This window comes from Enterococcus sp. DIV0213h (assembly GCF_051711285.1).
Classification (GTDB): Bacteria; Bacillota; Bacilli; order Lactobacillales; family Enterococcaceae; genus Enterococcus_D; species Enterococcus_D casseliflavus.
Map to the genome: position 1 here is coordinate 2,002,625 of NZ_JBIOMH010000001.1, position 18,486 is coordinate 2,021,110.

Annotated in this window: 21 protein-coding genes; all 21 read right to left on the reverse strand. The window is 42.6% G+C overall.

The features are described 5' to 3' along the window. Positions 1 to 18: 18 nt before the first annotated feature. The 21 genes from IGI77_RS09130 to IGI77_RS09230 all read right to left on the reverse strand — a co-directional run bounded on the left by IGI77_RS09130 (position 19) and on the right by IGI77_RS09230 (position 18,486). Positions 19 to 282 carry a DUF6275 family protein gene (locus IGI77_RS09130; protein WP_016612294.1) on the reverse strand — a complete coding sequence of 88 codons (264 nt, stop codon included), beginning with the start codon at positions 280 to 282 and terminating at the stop codon, positions 19 to 21. 35 nt (positions 283 to 317) lie between these two features. Further along, positions 318 to 764: a phage holin family protein gene (locus tag IGI77_RS09135; protein WP_438769893.1), complete on the reverse strand. Its 447-nt coding sequence runs from the start codon at positions 762 to 764 to the stop codon at positions 318 to 320. A 79-nt stretch (positions 765 to 843) separates the two neighbouring features. Next, complete coding sequence (locus IGI77_RS09140) at positions 844 to 981, reverse strand: XkdX family protein (protein ID WP_016612292.1); 138 nt, start codon at positions 979 to 981, stop codon at positions 844 to 846. Continuing rightward, positions 974 to 1,288, reverse strand: coding sequence for a hypothetical protein (locus tag IGI77_RS09145; protein ID WP_438769894.1), 315 nt, complete (start codon positions 1,286 to 1,288; stop codon positions 974 to 976). The genes IGI77_RS09140 and IGI77_RS09145 overlap by 8 nt, the downstream gene beginning before the upstream one ends. A gap of 5 nt (positions 1,289 to 1,293) precedes the next feature. Beyond that, on the reverse strand, positions 1,294 to 2,715 hold the full coding sequence (locus IGI77_RS09150; protein WP_016612290.1) for a BppU family phage baseplate upper protein: 1,422 nt from the start codon (positions 2,713 to 2,715) through the stop codon (positions 1,294 to 1,296). Between the two features lie 13 nt (positions 2,716 to 2,728). Further along, positions 2,729 to 2,950 carry a hypothetical protein gene (locus IGI77_RS09155; RefSeq protein ID WP_016612289.1) on the reverse strand — a complete coding sequence of 74 codons (222 nt, stop codon included), beginning with the start codon at positions 2,948 to 2,950 and terminating at the stop codon, positions 2,729 to 2,731. After that, positions 2,937 to 3,377 carry a DUF1617 family protein gene (locus IGI77_RS09160; RefSeq protein ID WP_438769895.1) on the reverse strand — a complete coding sequence of 147 codons (441 nt, stop codon included), beginning with the start codon at positions 3,375 to 3,377 and terminating at the stop codon, positions 2,937 to 2,939. The genes IGI77_RS09155 and IGI77_RS09160 overlap by 14 nt, the downstream gene beginning before the upstream one ends. Next, on the reverse strand, positions 3,374 to 6,559 hold the full coding sequence (locus IGI77_RS09165; protein ID WP_438769896.1) for a phage tail spike protein: 3,186 nt from the start codon (positions 6,557 to 6,559) through the stop codon (positions 3,374 to 3,376). Before IGI77_RS09165 ends, IGI77_RS09160 begins: the two co-directional genes overlap by 4 nt. After that, positions 6,556 to 7,314: a phage tail protein gene (locus tag IGI77_RS09170; protein ID WP_438769897.1), complete on the reverse strand. Its 759-nt coding sequence runs from the start codon at positions 7,312 to 7,314 to the stop codon at positions 6,556 to 6,558. The genes IGI77_RS09165 and IGI77_RS09170 overlap by 4 nt, the downstream gene beginning before the upstream one ends. Continuing rightward, a complete protein-coding gene (locus tag IGI77_RS09175) occupies positions 7,311 to 12,041 on the reverse strand; it encodes a tape measure protein (protein ID WP_438769898.1) in 4,731 nt (1,576 codons plus the stop codon). The genes IGI77_RS09170 and IGI77_RS09175 overlap by 4 nt, the downstream gene beginning before the upstream one ends. Further along, positions 12,028 to 12,609: a Gp15 family bacteriophage protein gene (locus IGI77_RS09180; RefSeq protein WP_270290199.1), complete on the reverse strand. Its 582-nt coding sequence runs from the start codon at positions 12,607 to 12,609 to the stop codon at positions 12,028 to 12,030. Before IGI77_RS09180 ends, IGI77_RS09175 begins: the two co-directional genes overlap by 14 nt. Before the next feature lie 4 nt (positions 12,610 to 12,613). Further along, on the reverse strand, positions 12,614 to 12,994 hold the full coding sequence (locus IGI77_RS09185; RefSeq protein ID WP_438769899.1) for a hypothetical protein: 381 nt from the start codon (positions 12,992 to 12,994) through the stop codon (positions 12,614 to 12,616). Positions 12,995 to 13,048: 54 nt separating this feature from the next. Then, on the reverse strand, positions 13,049 to 13,567 hold the full coding sequence (locus IGI77_RS09190) for a phage tail tube protein (RefSeq protein ID WP_438769900.1): 519 nt from the start codon (positions 13,565 to 13,567) through the stop codon (positions 13,049 to 13,051). Further along, complete coding sequence (locus IGI77_RS09195; protein WP_434233505.1) at positions 13,568 to 13,966, reverse strand: phage tail terminator protein; 399 nt, start codon at positions 13,964 to 13,966, stop codon at positions 13,568 to 13,570. Beyond that, positions 13,966 to 14,331 carry a minor capsid protein gene (locus tag IGI77_RS09200; RefSeq protein ID WP_434233507.1) on the reverse strand — a complete coding sequence of 122 codons (366 nt, stop codon included), beginning with the start codon at positions 14,329 to 14,331 and terminating at the stop codon, positions 13,966 to 13,968. The genes IGI77_RS09195 and IGI77_RS09200 overlap by 1 nt, the downstream gene beginning before the upstream one ends. After that, the gene (locus IGI77_RS09205; RefSeq protein WP_413156162.1) at positions 14,331 to 14,666 is read right to left on the reverse strand and encodes a putative minor capsid protein; all 336 of its coding nucleotides are present in this window, start codon (positions 14,664 to 14,666) and stop codon (positions 14,331 to 14,333) included. The genes IGI77_RS09200 and IGI77_RS09205 overlap by 1 nt, the downstream gene beginning before the upstream one ends. Continuing rightward, on the reverse strand, positions 14,663 to 15,118 hold the full coding sequence (locus IGI77_RS09210) for a hypothetical protein (protein WP_413156161.1): 456 nt from the start codon (positions 15,116 to 15,118) through the stop codon (positions 14,663 to 14,665). Before IGI77_RS09210 ends, IGI77_RS09205 begins: the two co-directional genes overlap by 4 nt. Positions 15,119 to 15,147: 29 nt before the next feature. Beyond that, positions 15,148 to 15,252, reverse strand: a complete 105-nt coding sequence (locus IGI77_RS09215; protein WP_101699006.1) for a HeH/LEM domain-containing protein — start codon at positions 15,250 to 15,252, stop codon at positions 15,148 to 15,150. A 56-nt stretch (positions 15,253 to 15,308) separates the two neighbouring features. Further along, a complete protein-coding gene (locus IGI77_RS09220; protein ID WP_074932828.1) occupies positions 15,309 to 16,196 on the reverse strand; it encodes a capsid protein in 888 nt (295 codons plus the stop codon). Positions 16,197 to 16,209: 13 nt separating this feature from the next. After that, positions 16,210 to 16,800, reverse strand: coding sequence for a phage scaffolding protein (locus IGI77_RS09225; RefSeq protein WP_074932830.1), 591 nt, complete (start codon positions 16,798 to 16,800; stop codon positions 16,210 to 16,212). A gap of 537 nt (positions 16,801 to 17,337) precedes the next feature. Then, on the reverse strand, positions 17,338 to 18,486 hold the full coding sequence (locus IGI77_RS09230) for a phage minor capsid protein (protein WP_413156160.1): 1,149 nt from the start codon (positions 18,484 to 18,486) through the stop codon (positions 17,338 to 17,340).

An 18,486-nucleotide genomic window follows, 5' to 3' on the forward strand; every position in this document is an offset into this window, starting at 1 on the left:
TGCTTTCCTCCTATATTTCTAAGCTTTAATAGCTTTGTTTTCCCACTTTTTATATGCATCAAAGTAGTACTCGTCTTTATCACCGTTGTAGGTGATCTCGTAGTATATCCCATCAAATAGCTTTGTACTTAACAGCGCCTTGTTGTTCTGCAGTACCTTAACTTGCCAGACAATAAACACATCATCCGATGTAATTTCTTTCTGATCACTCTTATCCAAATGATCATTGGTATAACTGACTACTAGGTCTCGACATTTGTCACTAAATTTCTTCTGGTCCAAGATAAATCCTCCTAAAATTTTGGTATAGAAAAAGATCAGCCCTTCGACTGATCCTGATCTTTGTGCTGATAGATTGTTTTTTCTGTTTCGCTTTGGCCATCACCATAGTCTGGCGGCGTTGACTCTTTGTGTACATTTTCCTTGAAAACCGCAAGCCACTTTTGCAAGTAACCAACCTTGACCCCTGATTCATAAGCATTTTCTAGAATGCTGCTAATCTCATAGAAAATAAGTAAGATCGTCCATACAAGCGCAATGTTGATTGGTAAACTAATCCCAATGATTGGCGCCACTTTATCAAGAGAAGCAGCTGCAAAAATTGTCGCAAACGTAATGAATTTCGTAAACAATCCCTCTAAATTCACCGCAGACATCCAACTATGGGACTTAAGGGCTTTAAAATACCCTACGACCAAATCAATAACGACAAAGGTTAAATAGACATCAATGACATCTAAACTTCCTCCAAATAAATGAACCATAAAATCTCCTCCTATAAAAAGACTGACAAAATAAAACATACCGATTACCTTCACTTTCCGAAATTGAAAAAGAGAAGCCTTAAGACTTTCCTTCTCCCTCTAAAATTGTATTTGCCTGTTCCTCTGTGATTGCACCAAGTGCCAGAAACTGATTGACGTCATCTTCTGTCATCCAGCCACGATTGTACCAATCTTGAATCGTCTCAAAATTAAGCATTTTTTTGCCCTCCTTGAGTCAATTCTCTTACTTGTTGTGACAGTTGAAGATTTTGTAACGTCAGCTGTACAACTTGTCTGCCCAATGTATCCGTCGTTTCTTGCAACTCCTCAACATCTTCTGGTGTTGCAGCACTCACCACATTCCAACGTTGGCGATTAAAATCAAAACCAATAACCACCACATGCGGATCAATTGGCGGTGCCACTTCCGTATAGGGATGAAATACAGGGCGATCCTTCGGCGTATATAGCGGCCGCAGATCTTGTAAGTTCCTTGTGTCGTAGATTGCTTTGTGTCCGTCCATTTTTATCATCCTTTCATTTCTAATTCGTTTACTCGCTGGGCTAAGTGATTGAACATATCAATAGTTGGATTTGACATCTGATTGATCGTTTTAGGGATAAATAACTTATCCAAACTAAACGCCACCGTATAGTCTACTTTGGCATAGGCAACCCGAATCGCACTTTGATTAGTTGCTTGTCGCTCAGGTCCTCGTAATACCACGGCTGCTTTCCCCACATGCGCTGGTATTGCTGGATTTGTTATCAACTCGATTGGAAAAGTAAGTTGATCGTTGAAAGTACTCTCGTGGCTTGCCATTTCCTCCCAGTTAAATCCTGTGTTATCAGGCATTCTTCGATACCCAATGATCGGATATGATGTGTTGGAATTGATATGTGCAAAAGCTGTGAACTGAATATTTTTAACAAAAGGTTGAATTACCGCTAATTCTTCTTGTACTGTTTTTGGGGAAAAGAAAGCAAATAATTCAGGAAACCGTCGCTTCATATCACCGAGTATGTCCCATGTAAATACAACTTGCATACGACCATTTGAAGAAGTGCCACTAATACTCACATCAATTCCATCATTCACGGCTATACGATTGTATTGCGCTTGAGTGACTTCCGTCCCACCATTTGCACTGCTGGGTAAAGAGGTAGTTAAACTTCCACCGATTCTATGGAGGTTCTCTTTCATACTCCCACGGATTTTCCCAGTTAAATCAAGCAGTGGTTCTCGGACCAATGGAACACCAAACATAAATTTCTCTAGCGATTGATCAACATTTTCTTCTGTGACAAAATCCGCAGCTTCAAGTCGTTTCTCGATATCACTGAGCCTGCCTTCTACTGTTGTGCGAATCTCTTCTTCAATTTCCTTTGCTAGGGAATCTATATCAAAGGCCGCAAGGTCTGATTCAATTTGTTCAATTCGATTTTCAAATTCGGTCAAATCGTGATCGATCCCCGAGACTTGTTCCAAAACTAGGTCTCGTAGATCTTCAAAACGCTTCACATAAAACTGCGTCATTTCTTCTAGGTCCTCATCAAGCCAAGATTCTTGGAACTCCGTACTAATTGCTGGATAATCTAATGATTGGCCATTGGAAAATTCGACAAACACATAAATGATCACTGAGCCGGAATACGCATAGATGTCATTTGGCAACATCACATTCACTTTTCCGGCTGCAGAATCTTCAATTTTGATCGAGCCATCAGCACTTTCAAAAATGACTGACTGACCTGCAGTCACGAAATCAAAGCCTAAAATGACATTCGCTTCTGATAGGTCCAACGGCTCACCTTTAAACTGAAAGTTGATCGTCTTTTTGGCAACACGCTGATCATAACTAAAAAATTCTGTGTTGGTCGGTACTGGAGAAGAACGTTTTTCCGCCGTTTTGTTTAACGTGATCTCACTGGTTACGTAGAGATTTTCCATCGTCCGTCCTCCTTCAAGCTTTGTCTTCTAAAACCCACAGTTCTTTTAAAAATTCTTGAATTCCATCACGGCAAGTCTTTTTGTTTTTTTGGTATAAATCGGGCTCTTGGATACTGATTGATGGTGACGTTGACACACCTTTATCTTCATCGATCGAAGCCGATAGATAAACAACCATCGTTTCGTCAATCATTACCTGTCCATTTACACTAGTGCTTTTGTTAGTCTTTAACATCTTGTTTTTCCTCCTGTTTCTCAAATTCGTCCATTAGGCGGTCGTAAATATCGGCTTCCTTACCTGAGATGACACCGTCATAGTTGCCAAGTACTTGTCCAAACTTCTCGAAATTTTTGGCGTATAACCCACTCTTGATCACGACCTCTTCATCTAATAGAACATTCATTTCTTGATAGAATTGTTGGCGATTTTCCGCTTTGATTTCATAACCAGTTTTTTCTTCATTTATGATCAATTGACCTTCAGAGTCTTTTTCCCCATACAACTCATATAATTCTAATTCTGATTCCTGTAGCCCCTTGACTGCTTCAATCAATGAACTTTTAAACTTTGACCGATGGCGGCTATCTGCAGCTTTCAACGCCATTTCTTGAATAAATAAAAGAGCAGCACTTAGTTCATAATTCTTTAGGGTAATCTTCATGCGATTTTCTCCATTTCTCGTTCTAATTTTTGAATACGCTGTTCTTGGCATTCAACGATCGCGATCAACTCTTGATTGGTCTTCGTATTAAGATTGACTTGTTTATTCATATCAATCGACAAATAATGATTATCCCCATCAATGTTTGCTTGTAAGAAAGGTACCTCTTGGGCAATCATTCCAAACTGACGAGTAGTTGGTGGCGGAGTGTCTTTGTCAATTGGACGATAGTCTTGTTTCCAATCAAAATCAACCATGCGAATTCGTTTTGTTTCTTTTATGCCTGAAACAGAAGTTTCTTGGATGTTTTCTTTCAAGCGGATATCGGATTGATTGGTAATGCTCCATCTATTCATGTTGATGTTGGCGTGCATCTGGATTGCAGCGTTATTTCCTTGAATTTCCATCACAGGTATTCTTTGTTCACTCGTTCCTGCGGAGTTGACTATTCGTCCCAACACTAAGCTATAAGAGTTTCTTGCAAAGTACGCGACGCAAGTCCGCCCACTCATACTGCTTCGCTCAAAACCACCAATACGTGTGCTTTGACCAGTGAAAAATTCAAGACGAAGACCAGTCATTTCCATAAACCGCACTGAGGTGCTTTGCCAAAATGCCAACGTCGTAGGTGTCAACCTTAAGCTATTCCCCATGTTGTTAAAGCCAACTTGAATGGCATTTGTCGCTAATTTATCCGCAGTCACAGCTCGAGCGACGATTTTATCAGCGGTGACGGCTCCAGCAGCTATTTTGACTGCTGTCACTGATCCAGTTGCCAATTTGTCTGCGACGACCGATCCTGCCGTAATATTGCGCGCAATGATACCGTTTGTTGCAATTCGATTCGCTGTGATCGTTTCTGTGGCAATCTGATTGGCCGTAATGGTATTGGATGCAATCTGCGCTGCTGTGATTGTATTGGCAGCGATTTTAGCAGCCGTTACCGCCTCGGCGTTCAACTTGACTGTTGTCACAGCACTTGTCGCAATTTTCTCAGCAGTGACAGCACCTGCGTTGATTTTTATGGCCGTTACTGCGTTCGTATTGATCTTTTCTGCCGTGATTGCGCTAGTAGAAATATGACGAGCGATAATTGCATTTGTGGAAATATTATCTGCAGCTATAGTATTGGCGGCTATCTCATTCGCGGTTACCGCATTGGTTGATATGTGCCTTGTGATAATTGCATTGGTTGCAAGCTCGTTTGCTGTTATCGTTTGGACATTGATTTCTCTGGCTGTAATTGTATTTATGGCCAAATCATTCCCAACAATGCTTCCTGCTTGAATCTGAGTTGTTGTAATGCTTCCTGCCATGATAGACAACGCTTGGATCGTATTGGCTCGAATTTTCCCGCCGTCAATTTCAACCGTGTCTTGCCACTGCCAGTCAGAAAGCAGATCCTCAACCTCACGAATATCTGCCATTGCATCATCGATTCGTTTTTGTGCATCAAGAAAATTTTGTTCGGCTGACTTCAACCGATCATCCAACAGTGGTAAAGAAACATTATTCAATTCATTTAAAGCAAGCTCGTTATCGATCAATTTCTGCTCAAGTCCCGGTAACTTTACAGTGGTGAGTATATCCATTTCGACTTCAAGATCTTTCAGCCTTCCTTCAAGATCCGGCAAAATGTTCTCCTTCAACTCATAAAGGATCTGATCATTCTCAGTTAACCGCTCATCCAGTTCCGGAAGAATCCGATCATTCAAATCATCCAAGATTCCTTCTAGCTCATCCAGTTCTTTTGTATTGGCTGTTTGACCATATACCTCATCTGAGAATGGACCAGCAACATCATGATGGTTAACTGCTCGAACACGATAATACCATTGCAACTTGGTTTCTGTTCCATGGGTATAAGCATTCACATTTGTAGTCCCCAACAGATTACTTGGTCCCGGAACAAACCCTTTTTCTTGAGAGGCATAGATTTCATATTCTCTGACCGTTAGCCCTTGCATATCCCAATGTAAGATCACTTGGCTAAAGCCGCCATACGCGACTAGATTTGTAATCGTGCCAGGTCGAACATTTGCTATGTTTCCGGGTCCAATAATTGGTGGTCGATTGATTTGTTCCTCACGATCGCGATCCTGTTCTTTTTGGTTGGACCCTAATGTCGCTCTTGAATCGCCAATCTCAATCGATTCGTACTTATCTAACAGCACATTCCAAACCGTCTGATTGATCTTTGCATTGACCTTGACACCTAGCTTGTTAAAAGCCACGGTGACGGTGTCGTATAGTTCCAATTGCTCAAGCAGTCGATGTTGCTCTTCACCAGTAGCGCTGTATAGATCCGCAAACTTCACTTTCAGATTAACTTTAGGAACGCCAATTTGATTGCTCGAAATATAGTACTGGGCGAATTGGCGCAACTCTGCGACTGTTTGAGGATTGCGGCTGCTTAGATCAACTGTCTGAACACGTCGTTCCGGAAAATTATTGACGTGTGGACCATCAATAATGACTTCTGGAAGAACCAATTCATTTGCCCCTTCTTCATTCGCTCGAGCATATGGTCGAATCGAAGTATAGGTACTCTCGATCGTCTCTTCTTGAACGAGAGCCACTAAGTTCTTACCGTACGCAATAACAACTCCGGTCTCCTTACCACCTTCTCGCATCAAGCGAATTTCGTTATTGTCGAAAATGTATTCGCCATTATACTTTTGAAGAATTGAGCCCTCTTTACCACCCAAAGCTTCAGCGGCACTTTCAAAGTGACCAACTTCGGAAAAATCCATTGCAGTGACCGTTGTCAGATCCGTAAACACGGTAAAATCACGCTGTGGAACTAAAAGAGCACGCCACTGGTTCAACGCCTCTTGCGCCGAAATAGCGGTGTGCTTCTGTCCTTTGTTTAGTGCAGTTTTTTCAGTGATCAAAGCAATGTGTTCGCAATAGACCGACACAAGACCATTTTGCGGTTTGGTGATCCGGACGATTTCAAATCGTTGACGCTTTGATCTTGTACTCGGACCAACATCAACAACTACTTTCTTCCCTTCTTTCAACTGAGAAAATAGCTGGCCATTGATCGGATAGTTGAAGGTAAGATATGGAAATTGATTTCTATGCCTTACAGCCAACACGCTGCTTGCTTCGTTCAATAAACCTAGACCGAGCGTGCTGTAATCGTTATTCGATTCATTGTAAAGAATTGGCACACTCATATCGCCATCGACCTCCATCTTGGTGTAATCATCATTTGTGTGATTTGTGTAGTAAATGAAATAGTATTATTGCCTGATTGCAACTGAGGCACATGATATCCATCAGATTGCATTAGGATTGCATTGGATATATTCGCTATTCCATCCCGATAAGCGGTGCCTAGTTCGCTGTCAATCGTAATCAACCCAGCTCCGGCCGCTCTTAAAATACGGAACTGCCTTCCATTAATGGTCAAGGTCGCATCAGCCGTGCCGCTATATCTAAATTGAATGATCGGCAGTGAAGGAATCGATTCAGGATTTTCTAGTGTACGTCCGGATAAAATAGAAACAGCAGTTTGGCCATCAAGCCGAAACATTACTGGCTTACAACGAAAAGGCAATGCCACGTCAAAGTGATCACGCCATCGATCGAGAATACGAACTTGAGAGTGAAAGATGCCCTCATAGAAGTATTCCGGATCCTCAGAAAAAAGAAGCCGACTGTATCGCTTTGGTTCCTTCAGCCAGTGAGTGATCTCTCTGACTTGTTGGAAAAGCGACTTGTCTGCTTCTTTTCTAAGTTCCATGGGAAATGTCTTGATAATATCTTTTTCTCGTTCATTGTCGTAAATGATTGCGCCTTGCCGGCCGTCCACCTCGTCAAATCGAAGATCTGATTCAGGAATTGTCAACTCCATCTCATTCAGGAGATAGAGGTTCTTGTCAATCGACTTATGGCCATTAAATTCAAAATAAGGTTCTCCACTTGTCACTCTAATCTCCTCCTCATTTCATCTGCCGTGTGTTCCGCCAGAAGCTCCGATATTTCAGCAATATCACGATTATCATTGATTGTGATCTCATCAAAACGAATATCTATATGCGGTGTATTATGGATCGTTTGGTTGGTGGTTGTCGATCCACTCTTGACCGCTGGCAACGATAATCCAAAGCCTGCGTTCCCAGCAATAGCCACTGATTCAGCTTGGATATTCGGCAAAACAAGTTGTGCGCCCAAGTCCTCAATGGCATCTAGTGCAAAATGCTTGAATCGTTCAATCCCTTCACCGATACCAGCAGGTATCCAACGTCCCACATCCATTTCCATTACTTTTGATGGCGAATTGATATCTAAGGCACGCTGCATCGTTTGGGCCACTTGATTGGCAATCGTAGCTGCAGTACTTAAAACTTGTGCTTGACCAGCTACCAAGCCGTTATTTAAACCGATCATAGAATTTTGTCCGATGCGATAAAACTGATCAGGTAAATGACTCATCTGATCTGGCATGCGTTGAGCACCTTCACGGATTGTGTCATTCGCATCTCGCATCCCCTCACGGTAGGCTTGATTTGATTCACGCATAGTGGCTGCGGCGATCCTTGGCATGTTCTGCAAAGTTCGATCCACATCACGATCCATCTTTTCAAATTCCTTGACGACGTCTTCTGCAGCCTTCTTGGACTTTTTGACCATTTCATCCGTCATCTTGGCAATTGAACTAAGTACTTTGGAAGAATTCTGATCAATCCCTTGGGCGATTCCTTCGACCATCGGCTTCCCGATTTGTTTGCCCATCTGATTGGCATTTAACTCCTTATCTAGTAAGGACATTAATTTCTTGGCCAACTGTACGATCGCTCGTTCAGGTGCGCTGCTATTTTGCTCGATTCCTTGGGCAAGACCGGTCGTAATATTACCACCATACTTTCGGTAAACACCAGATGGTGAGTTGATATCATTTTCCTTACGGAAAGCTTTGTTTGCCAATTCAGCCATTTGCTTCGTGGCGTTTTCAACTTGCGGGGCAGATTGATCTATCCCTCCAGCTGCACCTTCCCCAATATTTACGCCAAATCCTTTAAACGTTTCTGGATCCATTTCTTTTTCAAAGACTTCTCGTGGCACACCTGATAATTCGGCGGCACTTGCCTGAACTGCTTCCTTACTTCGATCGATGCCTTCAACGTATCCTTTACCCGGCGTCTCACCATGAGCGACAAAAACATCTTGATCGATCACTTCACCAAATAATTTCTCAGGCGTTTCAGCTAGTTCTTTCGATGCATCTTCAACAGGTTGGATCCCTGCCAAAATTCCGTCTGACGTCCCCTTGGCAAGTGGATCTGTAATTTCTGCGTAGTTCGTTTCAGCAATCGTTTCTTCAATCACTTGTCCCGGAACTTGTGCGATATTCTCAGCCGCTTCTGCAACTTGTTCTTCACCTTCAGCCATTCCTTCTGCGGTTTCTTTAGGAATTTTTTTGCCGACGGAGGTCAAATCCGCTTTATCCAATTCATCCCGAAGAGTACCCACAGATACATTGGCTAACTCTCTTGAAGCAAGCCGCACATCTTCTTCTCCAAGGCCATGGGTTTTGGCGAATTGTTTCGGTGCATTTTCACCAATTTTGGCGTATTCCTCTAACAATTTCGACATTTCCTCTTCAGAAGCATTGACCATATCTGCAGCCAAAGCTCGCATCTCCGGCGTGCCTTCTGCCATCTTCTCAAGCAAGCCTGTATCCATACCATCCCCGGCTCTAGCCCACAATTTCTCCATATTGTCAGCGTGTTCGGCTTGATAGGTGAGGTGATCTTTCAGATGTTGCCTAGCCTGCCCCATGCCGTACTCTACTTTTTCAGGCACATCTTTGAAAACATCCTCATTCTTCTTTTGAAAACTATCTAGCTGACTATTTAACTCGTCGACTACTGCCTTTTGACTGTCACTCAAATTTGCATAAGAAACGATCATCATTTCGTTTGCTGCTGCGGTAGCCTCAGATGTTTCTAGTCTTTTCGCTTGCTCTTCATCCGAAAGTCGGTCTTTTTCGGCATAAATGCCTTCGAGATTCCCCATAGCCTCTGCTTCTTTAGCATCCAATTCTGCTAGGGATTCCTGAACAGCTTTCTTGCCATCGACCCCTGATACAGCAGCATCATATTCAAGCATTGCTCGTTCTTTCGCAACTTCCTTAAGGGTCGTCTCATATTCAGCAGCTTCTTGTGTCAATTGGTTTTGACGTTCCACCAGACTATTGACTTCTTCCATCCCTTTAGAAGCCTCAATGCGTTTTTGAATTTCTTCGGTTGTGGCATTTAACAGGCCCGATTCTTCATCATAGGCAAGATTCAACCCAGCAACTGAACTATTTAACTCTTCGACGGTGTCGGCCATCAATTGCTTTTCAGCAGCTGACTTTCCTTCTATTGCGGTCAATCGTTCTAACTCTGCAGCTAGGTCTTTGTTCCTTTCGGTATTTGAATCAATAACTTTTCCTTGTGCTTCAAAAGCTTTGGCATTTGATTCAGAAGTATCGTTAAGGCTGTCAAATTCATCACCTAAACCATCAATTTCACTTGCTAACTCTTTTGCCGCTTTACGGTTGTCATTCCATTTTTTGGTTAACCACGCTGCACCACCAGCAAGCAAGGTCAAGGTCCCTCCGAGCGGATTCATAACCATTTTTAGCGCCATCTTCGCCGCAGTAAGAGCTCCGGTAGCTAATGTATAAGCTTTGGTTCCAGCTGCCGACCCTGCCATGAGAGCCTTTGTTTTGGCCGTAGCACTTAAATGTGTTTTCTCCGCCACAGTTAAAGTTTTAGTAACTGCAGCTGCAGCTGTTTTAGCACCAGTTAAAGTTTTAATTGAAGCAATAAAGCCGCGAGTGTACAACTCTGCTTTCTTGATGACCATATACCCTGCGATTGCAGTGGTTACACCAATAATCGCTGGTGCCAAGATAACCGATGATTCTTTAAGGTCAATAACCCCGCCTACCATCGTGTCAATTGCTGAAACAACTGGCGGAATAACACCTGCTACACCGTTTAACACACCTTCAAAGGTTTTCCCAAACCCTTGGACATTTTCTTTCATGGATCCAAAGCGAGTTTCTCCAAATGCTTCATCAGTAGATTGAATAATGCTTGCGGTTCCCCTTGCAGTGGCAGTGGCCATGTTCGCAAATGAGCCTTTCCACGTATCTCCTGCTTGTTGGGCCATCCCGGTAACAGAAGCCAGTTCATTACCTCCTTCACGCATCGCATGCTCTACTGCATCAAAGAATTCATTAGCACCCATCTCGCCATCGCGCATGGCATCACGTACATCCCCGACACTACGACCTGTGGCATCTGCATATATTTCCCACGGATCAACTCCACGACGCACCATGCGGTCCATCTGTGCCATGTTGACTGTGCCTGTCGCGCGCATTTGGATCATCGCATCCATGACGTTATCCATCGCATCAGCAGATCCATCACCATAGAAGGCTACTGCGTCACCCCAAACCTTGTAGCTTTCCGTAGATTTCTCAAGGTCTTTATTTTGCATAACCAATCGTTGCACCGTCTGAGCAGCGCTATCAAGCATATAGTTTGTGCCAACTACCGCATCTCGCACACCTTCCATGCCCTCAGCTGCTTCTTCTGAGCTGCCAGTCAATCGCGTCATGGTGTTCTCGAAGTTGTTCAGTGTATCAATACGACCAAAAGCACTGTCCAATGACCCTTTAGCCATAGACAATGCTGCTGTAGCACCTTTCGTGATTAACATTGCGGCACTTAATTGTCCGATCGTTCCGGTTAGTTTTTTCGCCTTCGGTTCTGGAATATGAAAGGCATTGCCTGTTTGATTTCCTACCTGTTCCGCACTATCTCCGAGATCTCCCAGATCCTTTTTCATGATAGCAACTGCATCTGCAATCGATCGTGCGCCATCTTTCCCAGCAGCCTCTAAGTGCCTAGACAAGCTATTTCCAGCTGCTGTTGCCGCCAGATTTACTTCTGGCACCATTTTAGCAGAGGATTGTTTGATCGCATCCATTGATGCGGTGGCATGTTTCGACCCTATAATAAACGGCTCGCTGATTGCACCACCTAGTCCTGGCATAGCTATTTCTACTGAACCAACCATATTCGATACAGACTTAGTAATCCCATCTGTGGAATTGCTTGCATCTTTTGCTCCTGATTCAAACCCTTTGGCTATTGAATTGGATGCTCGGGTTGCATGGGCTTCAACAGCTCCGCTCATTTCTCCTGTCGCATTTGATATCTTGTACGTAGATGCTTCTGAATCTTTAGCAGCACTTAAGAAGGTTTCACTTATGCTACGCCCCATATGTGGTGCAGAAGATTCGACAGATGATGCTAGATCTGCAACAGTCTTGGCCACACTATCAGTCGCTTGATTAGCTCCCTTAGATCCCGAATCAAAGTTATCGCCGATTGATTTACCTGCTTTGGACGTTGATGATTCAGTCGTCTTACCTAGATCTGAAACCGTCTTTTCCACCGAATCCACCGCTTTATTAGCGGATTTGGCACCTGATTCGGTGTTTGTTCCCATATCAGAACCGACTTTTTTCATCACATCGTCGGCATTTTTACCTAGTCGGGAAAAACCTTGTTCGACTGTGTCGATTTCTTTCGTGACTTGTTTCCCATTGACAATAATGTCGATCGTTACCTTGCCATCACTTCTGCTCATCTTCTTCACCTTCTTTCGGTAGTGCATAGAGTTTCTTCAATTTCCGAAGCTCATCCTTTGCTTCTTTGTTCCCTTTTCCTGTTGGCATTTTTTTCGTCCGAATGGATACGATTTGGCGGAATCTTGTTTCATCCGGCAATCCGCCAAACAAAGCAATAAATTTCTCCCACCTCATTTTTCCTCGCTGATCAAACAGATCGATTCCGTACGCTTGGTAAAAGGCTGCGTAGATATTTGGCGCATCGTAATCAAAAGAGAAATGCTGATCCGCAATCTCTTTCATTTTTGGTTTTAATTTGTTGCCTTTCTTGTCGTATCGTGGTTTCGGCTTTTCCCAAATATCAAACGTCTCCAAGATCGACAAAAAAATCGTATTTTGTGTTTCGATGTCATATAAAAATGAAACACCTAACAAAAGATTGATGCCTAAAAGGATTTTTTCTGGCTCCGATAGTCCCGGGTCTTTTAATAAATCGAAAAGGCGAAGTACCGTATCGAAAGAAAGATCGATCGGATAACTTACACCTTCGATTTCCACCGTGTCTTCTAATCGATACTGTAATTTCATTGATTTAACCTTCTAAGTAGTGTTGCACTTTATCGAAGAATTGTTTTTTTCGATCACCTATTTCTTCTCCGATTGCTGAACAAATCTCCATATAGTACTCGGAGATCAACGTATAGTCAGGGGAAAGCTCAAACAATTTTTCAAATGCGCCGGGACCTAAAAGATCTTCGATCACTTTTTCTAATGCTTCGTGTGCATTCTTTTTGGCTGTTTCTGGTTTAATCTGTTCCTTTTCCAACTTTTTCGTGATTTTGGAGGACTTTTCCGCATATCCTGCAACCAATTTCCAAAATGCCTCTGCACCTTTTTCCGATGTGTCGATGTAAAATGTATGTTCGCCAATTTCAATCGGCAGTTGGGTTGTTTTTACTGGGATTTTTACCATGTTTGTTTCCTCCATTTGTTTGTATGTAAAAAAGAGAAGCGCTAAACGCTCCTCTTACTTGGTTTCTTCTTTCTTGTTTGCTTTGGCATTAACTGGCGCCGAATTCAACGCCGCATCTGCATTATTTCCCCCAGATCCCGGGACACCTTCAGTTGGTGTTGCGTCATAGGTAATCGTACAAGAGAAGTCTTCTGTGGCATCCGCTGCACCAGAACCAGCCACAATGTCCGTCACTGTCGCATGACCAGTCCATTGTTTCGTCTTGTCGGCACTTACCACTCGATGCCAAACTTTTCGACCAATACCGGTCTTGTACTTCATATCCGCAATCATTTCTTGCGCTTTATCTTCAGAATCATAGTCACCAGATATGTTATACGCACCGGATACACTGTTGACCATGTTTGTTTTCACGCCGTTGTAATAGGCTTTTTCTTCTGTTGTTTCTGTCGTCGCATCGGAAATATCTTCAATCCCGTCTGCTAGCTCTACCCACGCTGATTCCGTTGGTGGTGTGTTGATATTCGTAAATGGCGCAATAAAATGGCCACGCTCGCTGTTTACATTTTTCATTTAGTCTTCACTCTCCTGCTTTCGTTTTTTGATATAAAGTTTTGCTTGTACAACTAAGCGATAATAAAAGAATTTTTGATCATCTTGTCCAAGTAAAAAAGGTTCATTGGCAATCGTCAACGCCATGAATTGATAAGAACCATTTTCAGATGGGATAGATGTCACATTTTCTAAGATCTCTGACAATAGATAAATGATTCGATCGCCAGAAAAACTTTTCGTTTTAAATCGGAATTCAAAAGGCAATTCCTTGACCTTGTCGCCATTCATGTACGATTTCGCTGTACGTCCTCCCGGTAAAGGTGCCAACCGGATTGACTCCTCCTGATCGATGGCTTGGATGATCACTGGTACATCGATTTTGCTGGCTACTTCCTGCAGCCGATCAATAAAATCCATTATAGTTTCGCTCCAATCTTAAATGCCTGTAACCAGTCACTCATGAATAGCGGTTTCGCGGCTTCATCCCAAAAAGGACCGGTGCCGGGCTGTTTATTCACAAATGGAATCCAAGCACCAGTTGTTTGATGTTTACGACCTCCATAATATTGAGGGCCAGCATAAGGAACATCCCACACTAGCTGATCACCTCTTCCGGAAACGTGACCACTGTCGCGTAAATGCATGGTATCCCACGGCACCACAGTTTCGTTCATGGTTTGTAGCATTCGGTTGGCCATGTTCAACTGACCAAGTTTAAGGTTATCTTCACTAAGCTTTGATCGGACACCAGACAATTCAATGTCAATCTTGATCCCAGACATCAGACCACCTCGATCTCATAGCCAAATGGATCAGGTGAATCGGCAATCAACGGAATGACCTTTGCGATCGTGTACTGTTTGCCAAAGATCTCAATTTGATCTGCAACAGCAAACATCGGTAATGGTCCAGTGTATTTCTTGACCATAGAGATCAATGCATTGGGCGTTTGTACTTTCCCATCGATGTCGCGTGGCTCAAACTTAACCGTGTCATCAAAGCGGATATTCTCAATTACAAGCTCATCCTCAAGAATTGGCTCGCCTCTTGTGGTTATACCAATTTTTTTCCGATAGATCATTGCATGGGGAAAAAATCGTTTTGGTGGCATTCTCATCTACTCACCCCACGATATAGTAGCCCAGTTCCTGACAATTGCATCATGGCGTCCCCAGAAAGCAAAGGCGTTTCATGTGTGGATGATGAACCACCTTTACTCTTAGAAACACTCATGCGTCCGATGGACCAACTGTCAGGCTCCTGCATGCCAAACGTGGTCGTGGCATCCGCTTCATGCATGTACTCGATTTGATAGGCAACAGCCAATTTAAAAGCGTTGCGCCGCATTGGAATATCTGATTCGAGATCATTGCGTTGATAGAAACGTCTCGTTTGGATGTCCAACAATGCACTGGCTCTCCTAAGAAGCTTTCGGAAATCTTTTTCAGTCAGTTCCGTTTCTTTGTCTACCAAGCGTTTGTATTCTTTAAGAGACAAATAGCCACAAGACTCGATGCTTTCCTGATCGTCAAAGATTTCATTCAACGGCTTTCTACGTAATCGCTCCATGGTTTCACCTCCATGAAAAAAGAGAGCGATTATTCACTCTCTTTTAACAGCTCAATTAATTCTGGTTTCTTGGCAGCAGCCGGGTACTCAATCCCGAGACGGTCTAACTCGGCTTTAAGCTCATCAACTTTCATGTCATCGATAACAATTGATTTACCTTCTACCCCAGACTTCCCCGGTTCTTCCGGGGTTACGCTTTTGGGTCATCATAAGATATATAGATCGCAGGACGTGCCTTCTTAAGTACCAAGCAGTCGTAATAGTCCAACCCTTTGATGGTGTCACGGTAACCACCACGATCCTGGTCAGCAGGAACCAAATCAATCGTATTGTACTTCTCGATTGGCTTAGCAACGGTGATAGGCGTCATAATGAAGTTAATATGCTTGTCTTCATCGACCTGCAATCGATTTTTAGCAACCTTTTGAATGATGATATTCGTGCCGTCCAGCATTTCAACACGTCGATCGATACCGTTGAATTGAACAGTATTGGTAGTAAAAGTCTTAGAGACGCCATCTGCATTCTTCAATGCTTTGTATGCATCACTAGACATAAACGCCACAAACTGCCCAATGACTTCTGTATCAGTCATGTACGCTTCAGCATCATCGAAACTATCTAAAATGTTAGATTTAGTGATTGTTTCTTTGACCGTTTTTCCTTTGTAAACATTGTCAGAAGTGTCAAATCCGGCTTCAAGTAAACGAGCAACAGCGGTTTGATCTTTCTCTGGAATAGTAACCAGTCGAGTGTGCTCTTCAATGACAGCACCTACTTGATACGCTGCATTTTCCGATTGATCCAAGCGATCCATATCGTAGCCCATCCAACGTTCCTTTTCCAATTTTAAAGTTGATTTCTCAACTGAAATATTGTTCCGTTCGTTTTCTTTATTCCGCTTATAATCAGCAGCAGTAAATCCTTGCATTTCATTTACACGTACTTCATGAGTCCCCACAAAATCCTCTTCTGTGATATCTTTTGCCCCTTGCGTCAATACTTCCCATACTTGCGACTCGGCAGAAAATTCCTTGTCGATTTTCGCTAAATCTTTACTGTCTAAAATTACTGGCATTTAAACCACTCTCCTAATTATTTTTTGTTTTTGCGATATTCTCGGCTAGATTATCTTTCCAGCTTTTTTCTTTAGGTGGTTCGCCACCACCTGTATTCCCAGCAGCCACAAATTGCTTTTTCTTCGGCTGCGGTGTAGGATCATTCGTTTGAAACAAATAGCCTTCATCTTTTTTCAATGCAGCTACTTTTTCATCTAATCCTTTGACACCTTCGTCAGTAATTTCCAACTCATCTGTCTTCAACAAAGCTTTCACAGCTGTAATGTTCTTAGCTCCAGCTTGTGTTAAAGCTAATTCGATTGCAGCGTTCTTACGATCTGCTAGTCGTTCAGCGGTCACAGTTTCTAACTGATTTTTATAGTCATCAATTTGCTTTTGCAAATCTTCGTTGCCACTGTTCGATGCTTTCAACTGCTCAACAAGCACATTTGCGGCAGTTAAATCCTCGTTAGCCGTTTTCAACTTTTGAGACTTATCGTTAAAATCAGCTTTTGGCACTGCATTCTTTGGAAATTCTGACTTAATTTCCTTTGTTGCCCCGTCTAAATCAAACTTCCCATCCTCTCCGACGTGTTTTGACAAAATTTCTTTGATCCATTCCATAATTCATTCTCCGTTCCTTTTTATTCTGGTTGGTACCAGTTAGAGTGCGAGTTATACCGATCACTCGGTAAATCGAATAGTTTTATGTCATGTTCAGGACAAAATAAATAGGCATCGCTATGATGACTCTAATTCACAGTATATTTTTCATTTAACTTTTATTTATTTTCGTATATCATTTAGGTATAGTGAAAAAAGGACGGTGAGACTATGATTACCTATGTCTACAACATTTCTTTAGTATTAGATGATAAACAAAATTATGAGAGTCTATATAATTATTTAGATTCTTTCGGGGACGATTATTTCGCCATAACAAAAACGAGTTTCATCATTGCTACGTCTCTTAGAGTAAATGACCTAAAGAGCCAGCTTGTTAGCAAGACAAATAAGACTGATAAAATATACATTTTTTCCTTATCAAAAGGATTTGTAACTTGGCACGGATTGGATGATTCAGAAGAAGCATTGCAATTAATACTTTCAAAAAACACATACAGATGATTAGCTTCCACAACTAGCTTTCAGTTTTGGAGTTTAGGTATAGACTTGTTCTCTTGAATAATCTCGGCGTAACAATTGATCATGCTCACTGATAAATATTCGCAACGCTCCTTGTCGTCGTCTGATCAGCTGTTTGAAATGCTGGACATCTTCTTTATTGTCAATCGTTATTGCGGCATTCAGTTGTCTTTTTGCACGACGAATAGCGACTTCCATGCGGCGCTGCTTGGCAACCAAGTCCGCATTTTCAATCGCTTGTTTGGGGTCATATTGTTTCATATGGACGTCAATATTAGGATCATAGATTTGGATATACAATTGATGCCTACAGTTTATCCCTTGTGTGCCATCAGGCTCACCGTATCCATGATCATAGATGGATGGGATGTTGCGTAACTCTTCCGGTGCATCTTCAGTGCGGACAAGTAACACCCATCCACCTTGAATATGGGCACATTGTGGTCTTGCAGCCACATGGCTACTCATTAAAGCAGTGACGATGCCATGCTCTAAGCCTCGCTTAAGTCGCAGATCCTGATAGACACGGTGAGTGGTTGCTTTTAAAACCATCCGAACATAGCGCTCAAGGCTCCATTCACGCCCTGCCTTGTCGACAAAGGTCGTCATCACACCTTTTTCCACCATCGCATAGATCGATTCTCTAAGCGCCTGCTGTGGCGTTTTAGCACCACCGATGATTTTGGCTACTGTATCGTTGAGAACTTGCTGATACATCTTAGCTAGTGGATTGTCAGGGTAATTGGTGTCGATCAGCGTTTGATTGACATGGTTGTCGAGATCACGCCACTGTTGGTTGAAATATGACTCCATCACATTATCGATTTCAGTCTTTGGTGGCGGTTCGTTTCCTGTTTGCTTAGATAAATTCTTGTCGAGATCCGAAACGACCTCAAAGCCCATGTCCACGATAATCTTACGTAATTGATCATAAGAATACTGACTTGTTTCATTGACCAGCTGCTGCAGCGATTGCTGATTCAACAAATTTAATTGCTGCATCTTTTCAATCTTCCAACGGAATGTATTGTCTTCTGTGAGCGGTGTGCTGGTTGGCTTATTTAACTGGCGCACAAGCATCTTCATGATTTCATCTTCCATCGCCATATAAGCATCTTCGACGTACGAAGCCTCAATCTCTAATTGCTTTAGCGTAATCGCCAT